This window comes from Alistipes sp., assembly GCF_048465575.1.
Taxonomy (GTDB): domain Bacteria; phylum Bacteroidota; class Bacteroidia; order Bacteroidales; family Rikenellaceae; genus Alistipes.
On sequence record NZ_DBFWLG010000039.1, the window covers coordinates 1 to 16,687 of the forward strand.

General features: G+C 60.0%; 12 protein-coding genes and 1 riboswitch. Of the genes, 5 read left to right on the top strand and 7 right to left on the bottom strand.

The genetic code is table 11. The annotated features are described in order from the left end of the window. Positions 1–693: 693 nt before the first annotated feature. From ACMQ11_RS10170 to ACMQ11_RS10180, 3 genes are all read right to left on the bottom strand, one after another. Positions 694–864, bottom strand: a complete 171-nt coding sequence (locus ACMQ11_RS10170; RefSeq protein WP_418992661.1) for a hypothetical protein — start codon at positions 862–864, stop codon at positions 694–696. 306 nt (positions 865–1,170) lie between these two features. Next, a complete protein-coding gene (locus ACMQ11_RS10175) occupies positions 1,171–1,674 on the bottom strand; it encodes an MAC/perforin domain-containing protein (protein WP_418992686.1) in 504 nt (167 codons plus the stop codon). 140 nt (positions 1,675–1,814) lie between these two features. Further along, positions 1,815–2,900 (bottom strand): DUF5074 domain-containing protein, encoded by a 1,086-nt coding sequence (locus ACMQ11_RS10180; protein ID WP_418992662.1) that lies wholly within the window; start codon positions 2,898–2,900, stop codon positions 1,815–1,817. A gap of 172 nt (positions 2,901–3,072) precedes the next feature. After that, positions 3,073–3,255: riboswitch (cobalamin riboswitch) on the bottom strand. A 71-nt stretch (positions 3,256–3,326) separates the two neighbouring features. Between ACMQ11_RS10180 and fabD the strand changes: the two genes are divergently transcribed. The 4 genes from fabD (at position 3,327) to ACMQ11_RS10200 (ending at position 6,610) form a co-directional block, all read left to right on the top strand. Then, complete coding sequence (fabD, locus tag ACMQ11_RS10185; protein ID WP_418992663.1) at positions 3,327–4,208, top strand: ACP S-malonyltransferase; 882 nt, start codon at positions 3,327–3,329, stop codon at positions 4,206–4,208. A gap of 162 nt (positions 4,209–4,370) precedes the next feature. Further along, positions 4,371–5,600, top strand: a complete 1,230-nt coding sequence (locus tag ACMQ11_RS10190) for an ROK family protein (protein ID WP_418992664.1) — start codon at positions 4,371–4,373, stop codon at positions 5,598–5,600. Then, entirely contained in the window at positions 5,597–6,121 is a 525-nt protein-coding gene (locus tag ACMQ11_RS10195) for a GNAT family N-acetyltransferase (RefSeq protein WP_418992665.1), read from the top strand. The genes ACMQ11_RS10190 and ACMQ11_RS10195 overlap by 4 nt, the downstream gene beginning before the upstream one ends. A gap of 42 nt (positions 6,122–6,163) precedes the next feature. Continuing rightward, positions 6,164–6,610, top strand: coding sequence for a hypothetical protein (locus ACMQ11_RS10200; RefSeq protein ID WP_418992666.1), 447 nt, complete (start codon positions 6,164–6,166; stop codon positions 6,608–6,610). A 71-nt stretch (positions 6,611–6,681) separates the two neighbouring features. Here the strand turns inward: ACMQ11_RS10200 and galK are convergent, their stop codons facing one another. After that, entirely contained in the window at positions 6,682–7,809 is a 1,128-nt protein-coding gene (galK, locus tag ACMQ11_RS10205; RefSeq protein ID WP_418992667.1) for a galactokinase, read from the bottom strand. A gap of 272 nt (positions 7,810–8,081) precedes the next feature. Here galK and ACMQ11_RS10210 point away from each other — a divergent pair, with 272 nt between their 5' ends. Beyond that, positions 8,082–8,843 carry a glycerophosphodiester phosphodiesterase gene (locus tag ACMQ11_RS10210; RefSeq protein WP_418992668.1) on the top strand — a complete coding sequence of 254 codons (762 nt, stop codon included), beginning with the start codon at positions 8,082–8,084 and terminating at the stop codon, positions 8,841–8,843. A gap of 50 nt (positions 8,844–8,893) precedes the next feature. Here the strand turns inward: ACMQ11_RS10210 and ACMQ11_RS10215 are convergent, their stop codons facing one another. The 3 genes from ACMQ11_RS10215 to ACMQ11_RS10225 form a co-directional block, all read right to left on the bottom strand. Next, positions 8,894–11,083: an alpha-galactosidase gene (locus tag ACMQ11_RS10215; protein ID WP_418992669.1), complete on the bottom strand. Its 2,190-nt coding sequence runs from the start codon at positions 11,081–11,083 to the stop codon at positions 8,894–8,896. Between the two features lie 61 nt (positions 11,084–11,144). Then, positions 11,145–14,690: a BACON domain-containing protein gene (locus ACMQ11_RS10220; RefSeq protein ID WP_418992670.1), complete on the bottom strand. Its 3,546-nt coding sequence runs from the start codon at positions 14,688–14,690 to the stop codon at positions 11,145–11,147. Between the two features lie 18 nt (positions 14,691–14,708). Next, positions 14,709–16,658, bottom strand: coding sequence for a calcineurin-like phosphoesterase C-terminal domain-containing protein (locus tag ACMQ11_RS10225; RefSeq protein ID WP_418992671.1), 1,950 nt, complete (start codon positions 16,656–16,658; stop codon positions 14,709–14,711). Positions 16,659–16,687: the final 29 nt, after the last annotated feature.

The window sequence follows — 16,687 nt, forward strand, 5'->3', positions numbered from 1 at the left end:
CCCTCTTCTCCTCCGACAAGCCGCAGGTTGTGCACGATGAACGGAAGTCGTGTACACGGTGAAACCCTCGGTCTTGCGGCTTCGGCTTAAGAAACTGTCGCTTCGGACGGACAACCGCGTAGGAGGTTCCGAAACCCCCGTCCAAATAGTTCAAAGGCCTACCTGGCGCCGTGATGGCTGCGCCGGGCAGGCCCTTTTTTGTGGCCGGACCATTTTCTGTTCCTTGCCCGCACCTTACTTTTCACCTGAATGCAGTCCCTGCTGGCTGCGGATCAAGGCTTCCGGAGCTCGGAGCCGGAAGCGAACAGTAAGCGGAAGATTCCTCGCATACGCCCGGAATGACATTTTGACGAGGTGCGGAATGCCCTGTTCTCGATCCCCGAGCGGTAGTCGAGAGGTCGCATATTATGGCGCGATCCCTTTGCGCCCCCTCGACGGGGCTCGGGGCTCGGGGATGCAGCATCGTAGAAAAATGCGAATGCACAAAGAACCTGCAGGACAAGGCAGGTCCCGCGGGTTCTTCTGGCCGGGCAGCGAACTAATCTCTGGTGGCAGGCTGCCGGGCTTTGTGCACGCAAAAATTACCGGAAAATCAGCATCGAGGGGAACCAGTATACTGTCTCGCTCTCCGAGGTGTAGGGAATCCGCGATTTCTGCGTTCCGTCGGATAAATCCGTAAACGCAAAATCAATTTTACAATGCAATTAACGTATAATTCAACAAGTCATTGTCACTTATAGTCGTATTTGGAAGAGTTTCGACCCAGCGTCTTATCCCATATGTATCAAGCAAATAATCACCATTACCTACATAAATGGAATATCCAAATTTTATCCCGTTTTCGTTATAAAGCAGGTATAACATCTCGTGATTTAAATCGAGGTTTTTTTCATGTTAGGTTCCACAAACACGTCCTCTCCTATATATCCAATACTTATCTTAGAATTATAATTACTATCCTCTATAAAAACAATTTTTTCTGCTTTTATTCTGTATTTGCCGCATAGTTCATCAAACATGTCATCCAATTCCTTTTTTGCCTGAAGATCATCCTGAGGCCTCAAATCCTCTCGGATTAAGATTGCATCGTTAAAACGAGTGATAAGTGACATTCTACTTACCATAGGGCCCGATGAGGAACTTCGAAAGTATTCATGTACAAGTTTAGGTTCAACAAATCTTTCCGATGGGAAACTCTACCCCAGCAACATATTTCTTGTATTGGGCTATTAGATTCTTTTCGATAAAAAAACCGGATAACGGCATTAATCCATTATTCTGTATATCGATTAATGCATGATTGCTTGTAGTGTTGATCGAATTTGCCCATGCTGTAAGATCGATATTCATATAATCAATTGACTTAGGAGTAGTAAATGCTCCGAGACCATAAGTGCCGCCCAAAGTCATCAACGTTGCCTCTAATTGCATAAACGTATTTGTACTTGAACTGCCGTTTGTAAAACCCTTACCAAAGCCTAACGAAACAGAATTATTATCACTCTTTTTCAAAGTAAATGAAGCAGATATTTCACTGTCCATGCTTTTTTCACGTGCTTCTGTTGTGGTGTCCGTTTTAGTGATTCCGGCAAACAACGCTGAAGCACGACCCCCAGTAATAAAATTCGTCAATACAAAAGGTCCGTAAAAAGAAACAAATTCAAAAGGATGCAGATTATAAAGGTCATCGGTGGGTTAATAGAGTAAAAAGTAATTTTTCCCGGTCTAAATCCTGTGCAACAAACATGAGTTGTGATTTTTTAGAATCAGACACGACTTTAATCTCCGATCGCATTCCAAATCCGCAATAATCTTCAGCGAAAAATCAGCATCGAGGGAAACCAGTACTCAGCATCCGTATAAGGGAACGTCTTTTTCAGTTCCCCCGATGCGCCATCTACTACGTAAATCGTCGCATGCGCCCCCCAGTCGTTGGTATAAAACAGATAGAGATCGTCGGTTGCAGGATCGATATTGAGTCCCGAAGCATAAACGGAGTATTTTTGCCCCTCCACGACCGGCGCTGAAAAAAGTTTCGAAGCGGTACCCGCAGCGATCGCATATTTATAGACGTCGTATCCGGAAGAGGTGCCCTCGACAAAATAGAGCGCATCCCCTCTCTTCGATGCATGCAAACCCGATGGCGTATAGGTCCATTGGTTGTAATAAACCGAAATACCCTCCGGCAATGCGAACTCTTCCGCAGTCAGCGTCACCGGGTCTATCTTCACCAATTTATCCTTATTGGCTGCCCACAGCATGCCGCCAGCCTCGGTAAAGCCCGTCGTAACGGAGGAAAAATCCTTCACGAATTCGAGCGTCGAAGCCTTGTAGACTTTGACGACATACCCGTCGTTGGCCGAGGTGGTCAGAAAAACATGGCCGCCCTTCACCGCGACATCGCCCCACAGGGCGCGCCCCTCATAAAAAGCCCGGTCCAGCCGGATCGGATCGAGCGCTACGGAATACGCTCCCTCGGAAGTCGTCAGCACGCCGTGCGCGTCGTCGATCAACGCAAATCCATAAGCCTGAGCGGACAGCGCTTCCTCCGGCAGAGCGGACTTTTTTACGAAATCCGCAAGGCCCACCTCTACCAGACTGGGTGCTCCTTTCGACACAAGGTACATCTTGTCCGTACCGCACACCGCCATCGTGCCGGTATTGCCGAGCGTCTCTCCGGGATTGTTCGCCTGAAAGATATTGAGCGACCACTGGCCGGAAGCCGGATTGTAATAGTTTACCGAGGCAGGCGTATGTCCGTAAGAGCCCTCGTTGAGCACATAGAACCCGCCCGTGTACTTGTCCGTGGGCGGAACATAGTTGTAGCCGTCATCGTCCGAACACGAACCCAGGGAGAGGATCGCAAAAGCCGCAAAAGCGTAAAGGAGTAGTTTTTTCATCTTTCGTTTGTTTTATCGGGTTAAATAAAAAATCCGGTTCCGGCGCTCCCGAAATCGAATCCTCATTTTACCGACAGGTGCCGGGCTGTAAACCCCCACCCACAAACGTTCGGCCTTGCAGCCACCGTTCGACGCACTCCGTTCTCCGCAGACGGCGTTCGAAAAAGGACTCTCCCCTCGGGAGATGCAAGGCAGGTCTTCTGGCTCGTTCCGGCCGCAATGCCTTCCCAACCCCTCGGGGGATCAGTGGCTAAAGAGTTTGCGGCCCATGACGGAACTTACAGCAGCGGGAACTGCTGCCGATTCACACGGCATTCCCATTTCATCACGCGAGGCCTTGCCCGGCCTTTTGTGAACCATTGCGGTGCAAAGTTAGAAAATAAATTCGTATCTTTGTCCCCGCAAACACAAAAAAATTCGAAACCCATGAAACACGCATACGTTTTCCCCGGCCAGGGAGCCCAGGCCGTCGGGATGGGCAAGGACCTCTACGACAACGTCCCCGCGGCCCGCGAACTGTTCGAAAAGGCCAACGAGATTCTCGGCTTCCGCATTACCGACATCATGTTCTCGGGCACGCCCGAAGAGTTGAAACAAACCCGCGTGACGCAGCCCGCCGTCTTCCTGCACTCGGTCATCCTGGCCAAGGCGCTGGGTATCGAGCCCGACGCCGCGGCCGGCCACTCGCTCGGCGAGTTCTCGGCGCTGGTCGCTGCCGGTGCCCTCTCGTTCGAGGACGGCCTCAGGCTGGTCTCGAAGCGCGCGCTGGCCATGCAGGCCGCCTGCGAAGCGCAGCCGGGCGGCATGGCCGCCATCCTCGGTCTGGAGGATCGGACCGTCGAGGAGATCTGCGCGTCGGTCGACGGCGTGGTCGTGGCCGCCAACTACAACTGCCCGGGGCAGTTGGTCATTTCGGGTGCAGCCGAAGCGGTGGATGCAGCCTGCGAAAAGGCCAAGGCCGCCGGCGCACGCCGCGCGCTGCGGCTTCCGGTCGGCGGCGCGTTCCACTCGCCGCTGATGGAGCCCGCCCGGCAGGAGCTCGAAAGAGCCATCGAGGAGGCGCCGTTCCAGACCCCTGTGTGCCCGATCTATCAGAACGTCGACGCCGAACCCCACACCGATCCGGCCCAGATCAAGGCGAACCTCATCGCCCAGCTCACGGCCCCCGTGCGCTGGACCCAGATCGTGCGGGCGATGCTCGCAGACGGGATCGGGGAGTTCACCGAACTCGGCCCGGGCAACGTGCTCCAGGGACTTATCAGAAAGGTCGACGCCGAAGCGCAGGTGGAATCGAAATCGACACTGTAAAACATTCGGGTTTTTGTCCGTAAGGAACACTTTGATAATCAAAGTGTTCCTTTTTTATTTCCACGCCGGCCTCAAAATTTATTAAATTTTATTAAAAAACCGTTGCATTTATTAAATTTACTTGCTATCTTTGCAGAGTTGGTTAAAAATGAGACTGAAAGGATGACATCGCTAACCGAATTTTTCAACAAGCACGAAGACGATGCCCTGAAGGGCATTATCCACAAAAACAGCATCATCAAGCGCAACATCATCGCGCACATGGCCGTCAATGGCGAATGCACGCTCTCGGAGCTTACGAAAGAGCTGCATATCAGCGTCCCGACGATTACGAAGCTCGTACAGGAGCTGGTCGACGAGCACATCGTCACCGACCTGGGCAAGGTCGAAACGCCGGGCGGGCGTCGTCCCAACATCTTCGGGCTGACCAATTCGGCCATCTATTTCGCCGGGGTGAACGTCGGACGCGACAACATGCGCTTCACCATCACCGACCTCAAGAACGAGATCATCAAGGAGGAGGCCGATTTCACGTTCGAGTTGCAGGACCGCCCGCAGTGCATCGAGCGCATCTGCACGAACATCGAGAATTTCATCTCGTCGTGCGGTATCGACCGCAGCAAGATACTCGGCCTGGGCGTCTGCATGACCGGCCGCGTGAATCCCGAAACGGGCCGCAGCTACAAGTATTTCACCTCCTCGGAGCAGTCGCTGCGCGAGATCATCGAGAACCGGATCGGCATTCGCGTGCTGCTGGAAAACGACACCCGCGCCCGCTGCTACGCCGAGTACACGACGGGCAAGTCGAAAGACGACAGCAACGTCCTGTACCTCCACATGGGCCGCGGCGTGGCCATCGGAATCGTCGTCGACGGCCAGCTCTACTACGGCAAGAGCGGCTTCGCGGGCGAGTTCGGCCACATTCCGTTCTTCGACAACGAGATCATCTGCTCGTGCGGCAAAAAAGGGTGCCTCGAAACCGAGGTGTCGGGTATCGCCATCGAGGAGAAGATGTGCCGCCTGATCGACGAGGGGAGCAACACCATCCTCAAGGAGAAATACGACAAGCAGAAGAGCCTGCACATCGACGACATCATCCAGGCCGCCAAGAACGACGACAACCTCTCGATCGAGCTGATCGAGGAGGCGGGCGAAAAGGTGGGCAAGGCCGTGGCCTTTTTGATCAACACGTTCAACCCCCAGACGGTCATCGTCGGCGGCAACATGGCTGCGGCGGGCGACTACATCATGCTGCCGCTCAAGTCGGCGACCAACAAGTATTCGCTGAACCTGGTCTACAAGGACACGAAATTCCGCGTGTCGAAAATGTCGGAAAATGCAAACGCCCAGGGCGTTGCGATGCTTATCCGCAACAAGGTAATCGGGCTGTGACCAACCTCCGCGGCAAGACGGTCCGCCTGCGTGCGCTGGAGCCGGAGGACCTCGACCTCCTCTACGACTGGGAGAACGATCCCTCCGTATGGGAGGTAAGCGGCACTTTGGCACCATTTTCGCGGAACCTGCTCTCGAAATTCATCGAGCAGCAGCAGTTCGACATCTACCAGACCCGGCAGCTGCGGCTGGTGATCGAGAATGACGGGCAGCGGGCGGTCGGGCTGGTCGACCTTTTCGAATTCGACCCGCACAACCGGCGGGCGGGCGTCGGAATCCTCGTCCACGACCCCTCGGAGCGGGGCAAAGGCTATGCTTCGGACGCACTGGAGGTGCTCGTCGAGTATGCCCGGACGACGCTGCGGCTTCACCAGTTGTGGTGCAACGTCGGGGTGGAAAACCAGGCGAGCCGCGCGCTGTTCCGCAGCGCGGGGTTCCGCGAGGTCGGCGTGAAAAAGGCCTGGAACCGCACCCCGGACGGCTACGAGGACGAACTACTGCTGCAACGAATGATAGATTGAAGAACCTCGCACCGAAGTATTCATCAATCAATCGTTTAAGGTATGAAAAAAGCAATCGCCGTTTTAGCGCTCGCGCTCTTCGTTTCGGCAAATTCAATCGCAGGCAACATCAAGGAGGACAAGGTACCCCTCGCGGTCAAGGAGTACGTCTCGAAGAACTATCCGCGCATCTACCCCGTCGAGTGGAACTACGACCAGAAGACGGGTTACTACAACGCCCTGTTCAAGATCGAGACCCTCGATTACTCGCTCGACCTCTCTCCCGACGGCAAACTGGTCGCATCGGACATCCAGGTCGCATCGACCCAGCTTCCGCGGCCCGTGCAGGTTCACATCGCCAAGCTCTACCCCGGGTACAAGATCAAGGATGCCACGAAGATGACCCACCAGGGCGAGGTGACCTACCGGGTGATTGTCTCGATGAACAACGACGACCAGACGCTGCTGCTCACCCCCAACGGCCGCCAGGTAGACCGCAGGCCGCTCTAAGGGCTGCCTCTCGAACAAATCAAAACGCCGGCCCGCAGCGGGTCGGCGCTTGTCGTTGCAGGACCGGGAGCTCAGAGCCGCCGCGATCCGTCGGAAATGACCACCTCGTAAACGGCCGGTTCGTGGCCGTAGCGGGCGGCGAATTTCTCTTTTGCCGTGGCGATGAACCGGTCGTACACGTCGTCGCGGACCAGGTTGATCGTACAGCCGCCGAAGCCGCCGCCCATGATGCGCGAACCCGCGACGCCGCACTCCTCGGCCACGCCGACCAGGAAATCCAGCTCCTCGCACGACACCTCGTAATCGCGCGACATGCCCCAGTGGGTTTCGTACATGCGTTTGCCGACCGTCTCGTAATCGCCCTTTTCAAGCGCGGCGCAGACGTCGAGCACGCGCCGCTCCTCGCCGATGACATAGCGGGCACGCTTGTAGTCCTCCTCCGAAATCTTATCCTTGATCGCGTCGAGCTGCTCCATCGTGGCGCCCCGCAGGAATTCCTGGCCCAGCATCTTGGCGACGCGCTCGCACGAGGCGCGGCGGTCGTTGTAGGGAGAGCCGACCAGTTCGTGCTTCACGCGAGAATCGAGCAGCACCAGTTTGTAGCCTTCGGGATCGAACGGGAAGTATTCGAACTCCATCGAGCGGCAGTCGAGGCGCATCAGGCACCCCTTTTTGCCGAAGACCGAGGCGAACTGGTCCATGATGCCGCAGTTGACCCCGCAGTAGTTGTGCTCGGTGGCCTGTCCGATCCGGGCCAGTTCGAACTTGTCGATGCCCAGCGAGAAGAGATCGTCGAGCGCATAGGCGTAGGTCGATTCGAGCGCCGCCGAGGACGACATGCCGGCCCCGAGCGGTACGTCGCCAGCGAAAACAGTGTCGAAACCGCCGATCTTACCGCCGCGCTTCTGAATTTCGCGGCAGACGCCGAAGAGATAGCAGGCCCACGACTGCGCGGGTTTGTCCGCTTCCGAAAGGCCGAACTCGGCCGTCTGGCCCAGGTCGAGGGCATGGGCGCGCACGCGGTCGGTGCCGTTGAGCCGGATGGCGGCGACGATGCCCCGGTCGACGGCGCCCGGGAAGACGAATCCACCGTTGTAGTCGGTGTGCTCCCCGATCAGGTTGATGCGGCCGGGGGAGGCGAACAGGACGGCGCCCGGGCCGTAGAGCTCCTCGAATTTGCTTGTGACTTTCTCTTTCATGATGCTATGGGTTTTAAGTAGATTTGGGATCGTTCGGGTTGCGGCACAACGTCACGAAGATAGCAAAAAATTCCGGGACTGCGAGCGTTGCGGACCGATTTTCCGCACGAAAATCGCACTGCTTTCGTTTTAAAACCCACACCGGAATCGTTCCCGATGACATTCCGATGAAAAACACCCCGTCCGTGGAGCCGAGAATTGCGATTCCGAAAAAAATCGCTATCTTTGTCATGGTTTCGTTTCACAAGCCATCAACCAACCATGCAGACATCATGACAAAAAAACTCATCCTCGCAGCCTCCCTCGTTCTGGCGGGAGGAGCCGCCTCGGCGGCACAACCCAAAGTGATCGCCCACCGCGGCTACTGGACCGCCCCCGGATCGGCGGAAAACTCGCTCGCCTCGTTCACCCGGGCCGACGCCGTCGGGTGTTTCGGCTCGGAGATCGACGTGTGGCTCACGTCGGACGACCGCCTCGTCGTCAACCACGACCGTGTATACAAGGGTACGGACATGGAAAAATCGACGTTCGAAACAATCACCGCCATCGAACTGCCCAACGGCGAGACCATCCCCTCGCTGGATACGTACCTCCGCTTGGTGCGAAGCAAACACTCGACGCGCCTCATTCTGGAGATGAAATCGCTCACGGACCTCAACCGCGAGGACCTCGCGGCGCGCAAGATCGTCGAGGCGCTGCGCGCGCACGACCTGCTGGACCGCACGGACATCATCGCCTTTTCGATCAACGCCTGTCTGGCGTTCCGAAAGCTGCTGCCGGGGGCCAACATCTACTACCTCAACGGCGACCTGCCGCCCAAGAGCATTAAAAAGCTGGGGCTCAAAGGGATCGACTATTCGGTCCGCGTGCTGCGCCGCCATCCCGAGTGGATCGACCAGGCGCACGAACTGGGGCTGGAGGTGAACGTCTGGACCGTCGACTCGGACGAGGACATGCGCTTTTTCATCGAACGGGGCGTGGACTACATCACCACCAACTACCCCGAAAAGTTGCAGGCGATGCTCCGGGAATAACGGACCTTGCAAAAACGGGGGCGGCAGAATCTTCTGCCGCCCCCGTTCGTTTAGCGGGCTTCGAGGTAGTAGACCCCGCTGTCGTATAGCTTGCACAGGTCGGGATTGATACCTTTCTCGATCAGGAAATCGCCGCCTAATGTCTCTCCATGGCCCCAGAATTTCGAGCGGTCGACGTTCAGTTCGGTGAGCAGGTACCGTTTTTCGGGGTCGAGTCCGCGCAGGCGGAACTGCGGCTTGACGGTCCGGCCCTGGTACTCGATGCAGTAGGCGAAGACCACGGCCCGCGACTTGTCTTTCGAGACGTACATCAAGGCACAGAACCCCTCGGGATCGTAGGGCGATGCGATGCGGTAGAGGTCGCCGCCGAAAACCAGATCGCGGTACTCCGTGTAGGAGGCCACGGCCCGGCGGGCGAAAGCGCGTTCGGCCTCGGTCATCTGCTGCGGCTGCAACTCCATCCCCAGGCGCCCGGCCGAGGCTACGTCGAAGCGGAACTTGAGGGGCGTCGTATTGGCCGTCTGGTGGTTGGGAACGGCCGAGACGTGCGCGCCGGTCACTGCGGCGGGATAGATCAGGTTGGTCCCGTACTGGATGAAGAGGCGCGAGAGGGCCTCGGTGTTGTCGCTGGTCCACACCTCGTCGAAATAGCGCAGCGCGCCGTAGTCAACCCGGCCGCCGCCCGACGAGCAGGCCTGGATCAGCACATGCGGGTACTTGGCGCGGATGCGCTCCATCACGCGGTAGAAACCCGCGACGTAGTCGATCCAGAAACGGGACTGGCGGTCGGCGGGGAGGTATGCGGAGCCGACGCTCTCGACGTGGCGGTTGCAGTCCCACTTGATGTAGTCGATGCGCGGCGAGAGCTGCATCGTGCGGTCGAAAACCCCGAAGACGAAATCCTGCACGGCGGGGTTCGTAAGGTCGAGCAGCCACTGGTTGCGCATGCGGGGCTTGTCGCGCCCGACGGCCCCGACGACCCAGTCGGGGTGCTCGCGGTAGAGCGCGCTGCGCTCGTTGACCATCTCGGGTTCGATCCAGATGCCGAATTTCAGCCCCTGCTCGTGGGCGTAGCGGGCCACGAAGTCGATGCCCTCGGGGAGCTTCGCGCGGTTGACCTCCCAGTCGCCCAGTCCGGCCGAGGAGTCGTTGCGCGGGAACTCGCTGCCGAACCAGCCGTCGTCCAGCACGAACATTTCGAGCCCCATCTCCCGCGTGCGGTCGATCATGCGGAGCAGCGTCTCGGTCGTGAAATCGAAATAGGCGCCCTCCCAACTGTTCAGCAGCGTCGGGCACGCCTGCCCGCGGCTTCGCACGCCGTGGTTGCGCGCCCAGTCGTGGAGGTTGCGCGAAGCGCCCCCGGCACCCTCGAAGCTGTACGTGAGGATCAGGTCGGGCGTGGTGAACCGTTCGCCCGCGCCGAGCGTATACGCCGACGCATAGGGGTTGATACCAGCCAGCAGGTGAAGCGTGTTGAACTCGTCGAGCTCGAAATCGAGCTTGAAATTCCCGGTCCACGCCAGAGCCCCGGCGATCACCTCGCCGGCGTTTTCGTCGAACGACTCGGTGTCGAGCGAGAGGAGGAACGAGGGATTCTCGGTGTGGGTCGTGCGCACGCCCTTGCGCGAGGAGATGCTCTTCGTGCCGTGGGTCAGCAGCGTGTGGTCGACCTGCATTTCACGCGCCCAGGCACCGTAAAAATGGGTCAGGAGGTATTTCGAAGCCCGCACGGGGAGCGCGGCCGAGTAGAAATTCTCGAGCGTAAGGGGTTGGGTGCCGCCGTTGCGGATTTCGCTGCGGGCCGTGATGACGTTCTCGCGCTCGTAGGCCGTATAGACCAGCGCCACGGCCGTTGCCGTCTTGGCGTCTGCCAGTTCGACACGGGTTTCGACCACCCCGTCCCCGAGGCGTTTCGTAGCGTGCGACACATAGCTCAGTTCCGTGTTCAGGTCGCCGTCCGCATGGGTGATGGCCAGCGCAGGTTCGCGGAATTCGCGGCCGCCGCGGGTCGGACAGGCCCGGTTGTCGGTGCCGTGGTCGGCGCGGCGGTAGCTCTTCCAGGCTTTGAAAGGTGCGGGATCGGCGATGCGGCCGCCGAAATGGTGCAGGAGCACCTCGCCGTCCCGACCCACGCCCAGCACCAGCGACAGGCGGTCGGTCGTGACCTCGATCACCTCCGGACCGGCAGCAGCAGCGGCCGGCAGCAGCAGGGCGAGGAGCGGAATCAATAGTTTTTTCATCGGAAAATTCGGTTAGGTAAAGGCGGGAGGGGCTTTTTCGAAAAGTCCCTCCCGCCGGTTTTTATTCGGTTCGGATCACGATGTCGTCCAGGAGCAGACGGCAGTTCTTCGCCCCGGAGGCGATGAACTTGACGCGCGTCGCGGCTGTGGCGCCGGCGATACGCACCGTCTGGTCGGACCAGACGAAATTGTCGCCCATCGTCAGCGAGGTACGGTCGGGTGTGCCGCCGCCCGTAACCTCGATGTTCAGGGTTTTCGAATCGGAGGTCTTGCCCGTGCCGTAGTCGATCCACGGACACGCCTTGAAAGTCACCACCAGATTCTGCGTACCCTGGACGGCGGCCAGTTCGGGGGTCTGGATCCACCCCTGCGACGAGCCGGCACCCAGCTTGGCCGTGCAGGCCAGGCCGTAGACCTTCGAGCCGCTCCAGCCCGCCAGCCCGGCGTAGCCGTTGCGGAACGCGGGGTTGACGCCCGTGTTGAAATAGTCGCCGATCGAGGTGGCGGGAACGACCTGCACATTGGCCGGGGTGGTCTCGGTGGCCGTCTTCTCCGGATCGCCGTCGCCGGGCCGGAAGCCGTAGGCGCCGCGCATGTAGTCGCCGCCCCAGAGGAAATTGTCGAAATACATCTCGAGCACGGCGGCGGGATCGGGCGTGCGCGGGGCAAGCGTCTCGCCCGCGACGGGAGCCGAAAAGTCGGAATCGAGGGCTGCGGCGGCGTCTTTCGACAGGGCCTTGACCGTGAAATAGTATTTGGTCGAGGGCTCCAGGTAGGTGAAGACGACGCGGGCGTCATACTTGAGATCGGTCAGCGTCTGCTTCGAAACCGATTTGACCACCACCCCGTTGGGCGACCCCTTGCGCAATTCGTAGGCGTACTGCTGGCCGGAGGAGGCGTGCTCGATGCGCGGCCACTCGAACGCCAGGCAGCGCGCCTCGGCATAGGAGAATGCGGGGACGGGAGCGGGCAGCATCGGCTTCGAGTCGCCCACCTCGCGGATCACGATGTCGTCGATCAAAAAGCGGCGGCCGTCGACATTGCTGGCGGTGTTGAAGCGGATCTTCGTGGAGGCAGTGGCGCCGCGGACGACGACCGTGTGGGTCGTCCACGAGAAATTCTCCATCCCGAACTGGGTCTCTTCGGGCGTACCGCCGCCCTCGACCGCGAGGGTCATGGTCTTCGAATCGGAGGTCTTGCCCTCGCCGTAGTCGATGTAGGCGCAGAGGCGGAACGTGAGGGCGATGTCCTTGGTCCCCGCGATCTTTTCGAGCGCAGGCGTGGCGAGGTAGCCCGTCTTTTTCCAGCCGCCGACTTTCATCGCACCCAGGTGGCCGTAGTTGTAGGAACCCGTCCAGCCGGTCAGCCCGGCTGCTTCGCGCAGCTGCGGCGTAAAGGACATGTAGTCGCTGATGCTCGTCTGCGGCTCGGCGATGCGCGTGAGCGGCACGTCGAACGAGGTGGCCGATTTCTCGTCGGCATCCGCGGCAGGACGCATGCCGTAAGCGCCGCGGATGTAGTCGCTGCCCCAGCGCAGACGGTCGAAGTGCATCTCAAGAAGGGCCTCGGGATCGGCGGTCCGCTCGGCGGCCGTCTCGCCCTCGGCAAAGGCCGAATAGGGGGAATCGCCGCAGCGCTCAGCATCGGACGAAAGCGCCTTGACCCGCAGGTAGTATTTGGTCGCGGGCTTGAGGTTGGGGAACGCCACGCGCGTATCGAACTGCGATTTTGTGAATGCCTGTTTCTCCATGACACGCACGGGCGTACCCTCCGCCGCGCCCTCGTAGAGTTCGTAGGCATAGGACTGGCCGGCAAACGCGTGTTCGATGCGCGGCCACTCGAAGATCACGTAGCAGGGTTCGGAGACGGTGCAGGCGGGGACGGGCGCGTCGAGCTTCGACGCCTCCTGCGCCACCTCGACGCGGGCCGTGGCTTCGCCCGCGGCGAACGTCAGGGAGGAGTTGCGCTCGGAGCCCCACGTGGTTGCGGCCGAGACGAAGACCTCGGTGGTTCCGGCGTCGCCCGAAGCGGGGGTGCAGACCACCCACTCGTCCGCCGGATCGACCGTCCACGGCACCGTGGACTCGACGACCACTTTCTGCGCCGTGCCCTCTGCGGGAATCGTTACGGACTCCGTGTCGACGGACACCTGACCCGGACCGGCGATCTTCTCCTTGTAGTAGATTTTCACGTTGTCGAAGAAGAAACGGTTGGAACGCGACTGCGCGGCCTGCGTGGCGTCGGGCGTGCCGGCGCGGAACTGGATCTGCGTCTGACGGGTCGCACGGACAACCTCGACCGTGAAATGGGTGAATGCGTTGCGGCTGGCGATGTTGAAAGTGGTGGAGGCCTCCTCGGTCGAGGCGATCAGTCCGCCGTTCTTCACCGCCACGGTCAGGGCGTCGAAATCGTCGTTGTACTGCGCGGCGTCGAACTCGACGACAATGTCGAGCGTCCCCTCGCCGATCTGGTCGAGTTTGGGGGTCACCAGACCGCCGCCCGCATTGGTCTTGCCCAGCTTGGGGAAGCCCGGGCGCACGTAGACGAAGACGGGATCGACCGTCCAGCCGTGCATGTCGCCGCTGTACTGGCTGTCGAAGCGGTCGCCGTCGGAGCCGGGCAGCGCCGAGGTGCCCTTGTCGGAGGTCATCCACTCGAAATTGTCCTGGAAGAGGATGCGCTCGACCCAGTTGACGATCTCCTCGGGGAATTCGATCGTGTCGCCCGACTCGTCGCCCTCGTCGAGCGAGAGGTCGTCGATACGGTAGCCGCCTGATTCGCTGACCGCCTTGACGTAGAGCTGGCCGACGCCCTCGCGGATGAAGAACGGCACGCGCGTATAGCTCCAACCGGGGGTAGCGGCGCGCTCGTAGGGCACCTCGGCCCACGTGTCGGGCTGCCCGGTGCGGCTGATGTATAGCTTGAGGTTCTCCGCGTCGAACGTCTCCCCCTCGGACATGGAGGCGAACGAAAGGACGAAATCCGTGTCCTTGAGGATGTTGAACGCTCCGTACGAAACGAATGCGCCGGGCTCTTCGAGGTAGAGGTTGTTGCCGCCCGAGGCACCCTCGTAGCCGTCCGACGGGGAGGTCGAGTCGACATAGGCCCCGGCTGCGGAGTAACCGCCTCGGAAGATGCCTACTCCCGTGGGTTCCAACGGGTATTCGGAAGCGTCGGCCATCGAGGCGCCCGTGCCGAAATCCTCCTTGTAGTAGTAGAACGCTTCGCCCGCGGCGCTCTGCGAAACGGTGACCGTGAACCGGAGGCCGCGCAGCGTACGGAACGTGATGTCGGCCGTGCGTTTCTCGCCGTCGTTCTCGCCGACCGTCAGTTCGATCTCGGCGTCGCCCTCGCCGCCCATGCGGTCGAGCGCGAGCCACGTGTGGGCTTCGTCCGAAAGCGAAGCGGTCCAGTAGGTGTTCGACCTAAGGTCGATGCGGGCATTCGCGCCGTCGTACGTCACGCCGCGCTTGGTCAGAGCGAGGTAGTTCGTCCCGGCGTCGAGGTACAACTCCGAGCCGGCCGTGTCGTCGTCCTGGCACCCGGCGGCCAGCGCAAAGAGAAGCGCTGCCGCCCAAAGCGTGAGGACTTTCCATGTATTTTTCATGAGGCAGTGTTTTAGCGGTTAAAAGATCGACGTGTCGAACGCCTTTGGGCGCGTCATGGTCTCGGTGTAGCGGTTGCCGAAGCGGTCGGTGACCTCGATTTCGAGCGTCGTCGCGGGGCCCGAGGCCGTCACGCGGAACATGTGGCGGTTGTTGCCCGACTGGAACGAGGTGGTCAGCGTACCGTCGGCCGTCTCTCTCACACGCGGAATGTCGTAGCAGATCGTATGGAGCGGATCGCGGTCGTAGACCTGTGTGACGGGGAGCTCCCGGCCGTTCTCGGTGACCTTGATCGTCCACCGGGAATCGTAGTTCCAGACGTTGAGATAGACCGCATTGTCCCCCACTCCGGCGTAGTCGTCGCGGTCGGGATAGGTCGTGCGCAGAATCCGCGCGCCCGCGTCCTCGGCGAAGAACTTTTTGACGGTGTTCATGTCGTAGGTGCGCAGCTGCTTGGAAGGGTCGCAGCCGATGCCGCGGTAGTACCACGACGCGATGCGTCCGTCCGCGATCTCGTAGACGCCGTAGCCGCCCGGCGAGCCGTCCTTCGAGATGTGGTTGTTCTTGTAGTAGCCCGTCCACCACCAGGTCGCGCAGACGGCGGCCGTGTTGTGTTCAATGATCCGATCCCCCACCTCGGTATTGTAGTTGTTGTGGGTGTGGCCCGAGAAGATGTGGATGTCGGTGAAGCCCTCGAACGAGGCGACCAGCGCGTCGGCGTCGCCTTGCGTCTTGAAAGCGTTGGTGGTTTCGAGCTTGCTGTTGAACGAGTAGAGCGGGCAGTGCATGCAAACCACCAGCGGTTTGCTCTTGTCCTGAACCGCCGCGAGATCGGCCCGCAGCCACGCCAGCTGCTGCTCCGTGAGGCGCGCCTCGTAGGTCCGGTCGCCCATCTTCGAGGAGCTGCCCCCGTTGTTGACGTAGAAATTGTCGTCGAGCATGACGTAGTGGACCCCGCCCGCGTTGAACGAGTAGCAGGTCGGCCCGATGTCGCGCTTGAAAGCAGCCTCGGCGTCGAAATCGCCCGCCGTGTAGGGATCGTTGTCGTGGTTGCCCGGGACGTGGAACACGGGGCAGCCCAGTGCGGCGTCGTTGAGCGTGCGGCGGTAATCGGAGAGTCCGTACCGGTTCGATTTCCAGTAGAGGTCGAAAGTCATGTCGCCCAGGTTGACCGCAATGCACTTTCGGGGGTTGGAGGCCACCAGCGTACGCACGTCGCCCTCGAAGCCGCCGATGAACTGGCTGAGGTCCTGCAAGCGGTTGGCCAGGTGCATGTCGGTCATTACGAGCAGCGTGTAGTCCGCAGCATCGCTTTTCAGCAGTTCGAAATTGTGCTGCTCGACCTGGCCGGCTGCCGATTCGAGCGGCGCCCAGAAGCGGGGAAACGACCCGTCCGTCTCGGCTTCGTAACCATTCGGAATCGAGACGAAGACGTAGCCGTGGAGCTTGTCGGACGCGAGCCAGTAGTAGCCGTTGTCGTCGGTGCGCGTGACCGTCACGCCGTCCGAAACGACGGCCCCGACGATGGGCTCGGTGCCGCAGAAGACGGCGCCCTTGATGCTCGCGCCGTCGCGGTCGGGCACCGTCAGATCGATGCTCTGGCGAAACCGGATCGTACCGAGCGGCTGGGTGACGGCCCCACGCCGGAGCGTGAGCATGTAGGAGCCCGATTCGAGTTCGGCGGGAATGGCGAAGGTGATCCAGGCATGGGCGGCGGCGAGCACCTCCAGGTCGTAATTGCGCCCGCCCGCAAGTTGCAGCCGGTCGCCCTTCGCAAAGCCCTTGCCCTGGATGGTGAGCTGCCGCAGGTTGGCCGTATAGAACGTGTTGGCCGGAACGAGCAGGTCCGTCACCAGCCGCGCCGTCTGCGCCGTGTTGACCGTCTCGGGGTCATCGGCACACCCCGTCAGCGGGAACGCGAAGGCCGCAAGCGCGCATAGCAGGAAGATTCGCATGAATATCGTTTTCATAGTTCAATCTGTTTTCGTTGTTTCGGGTA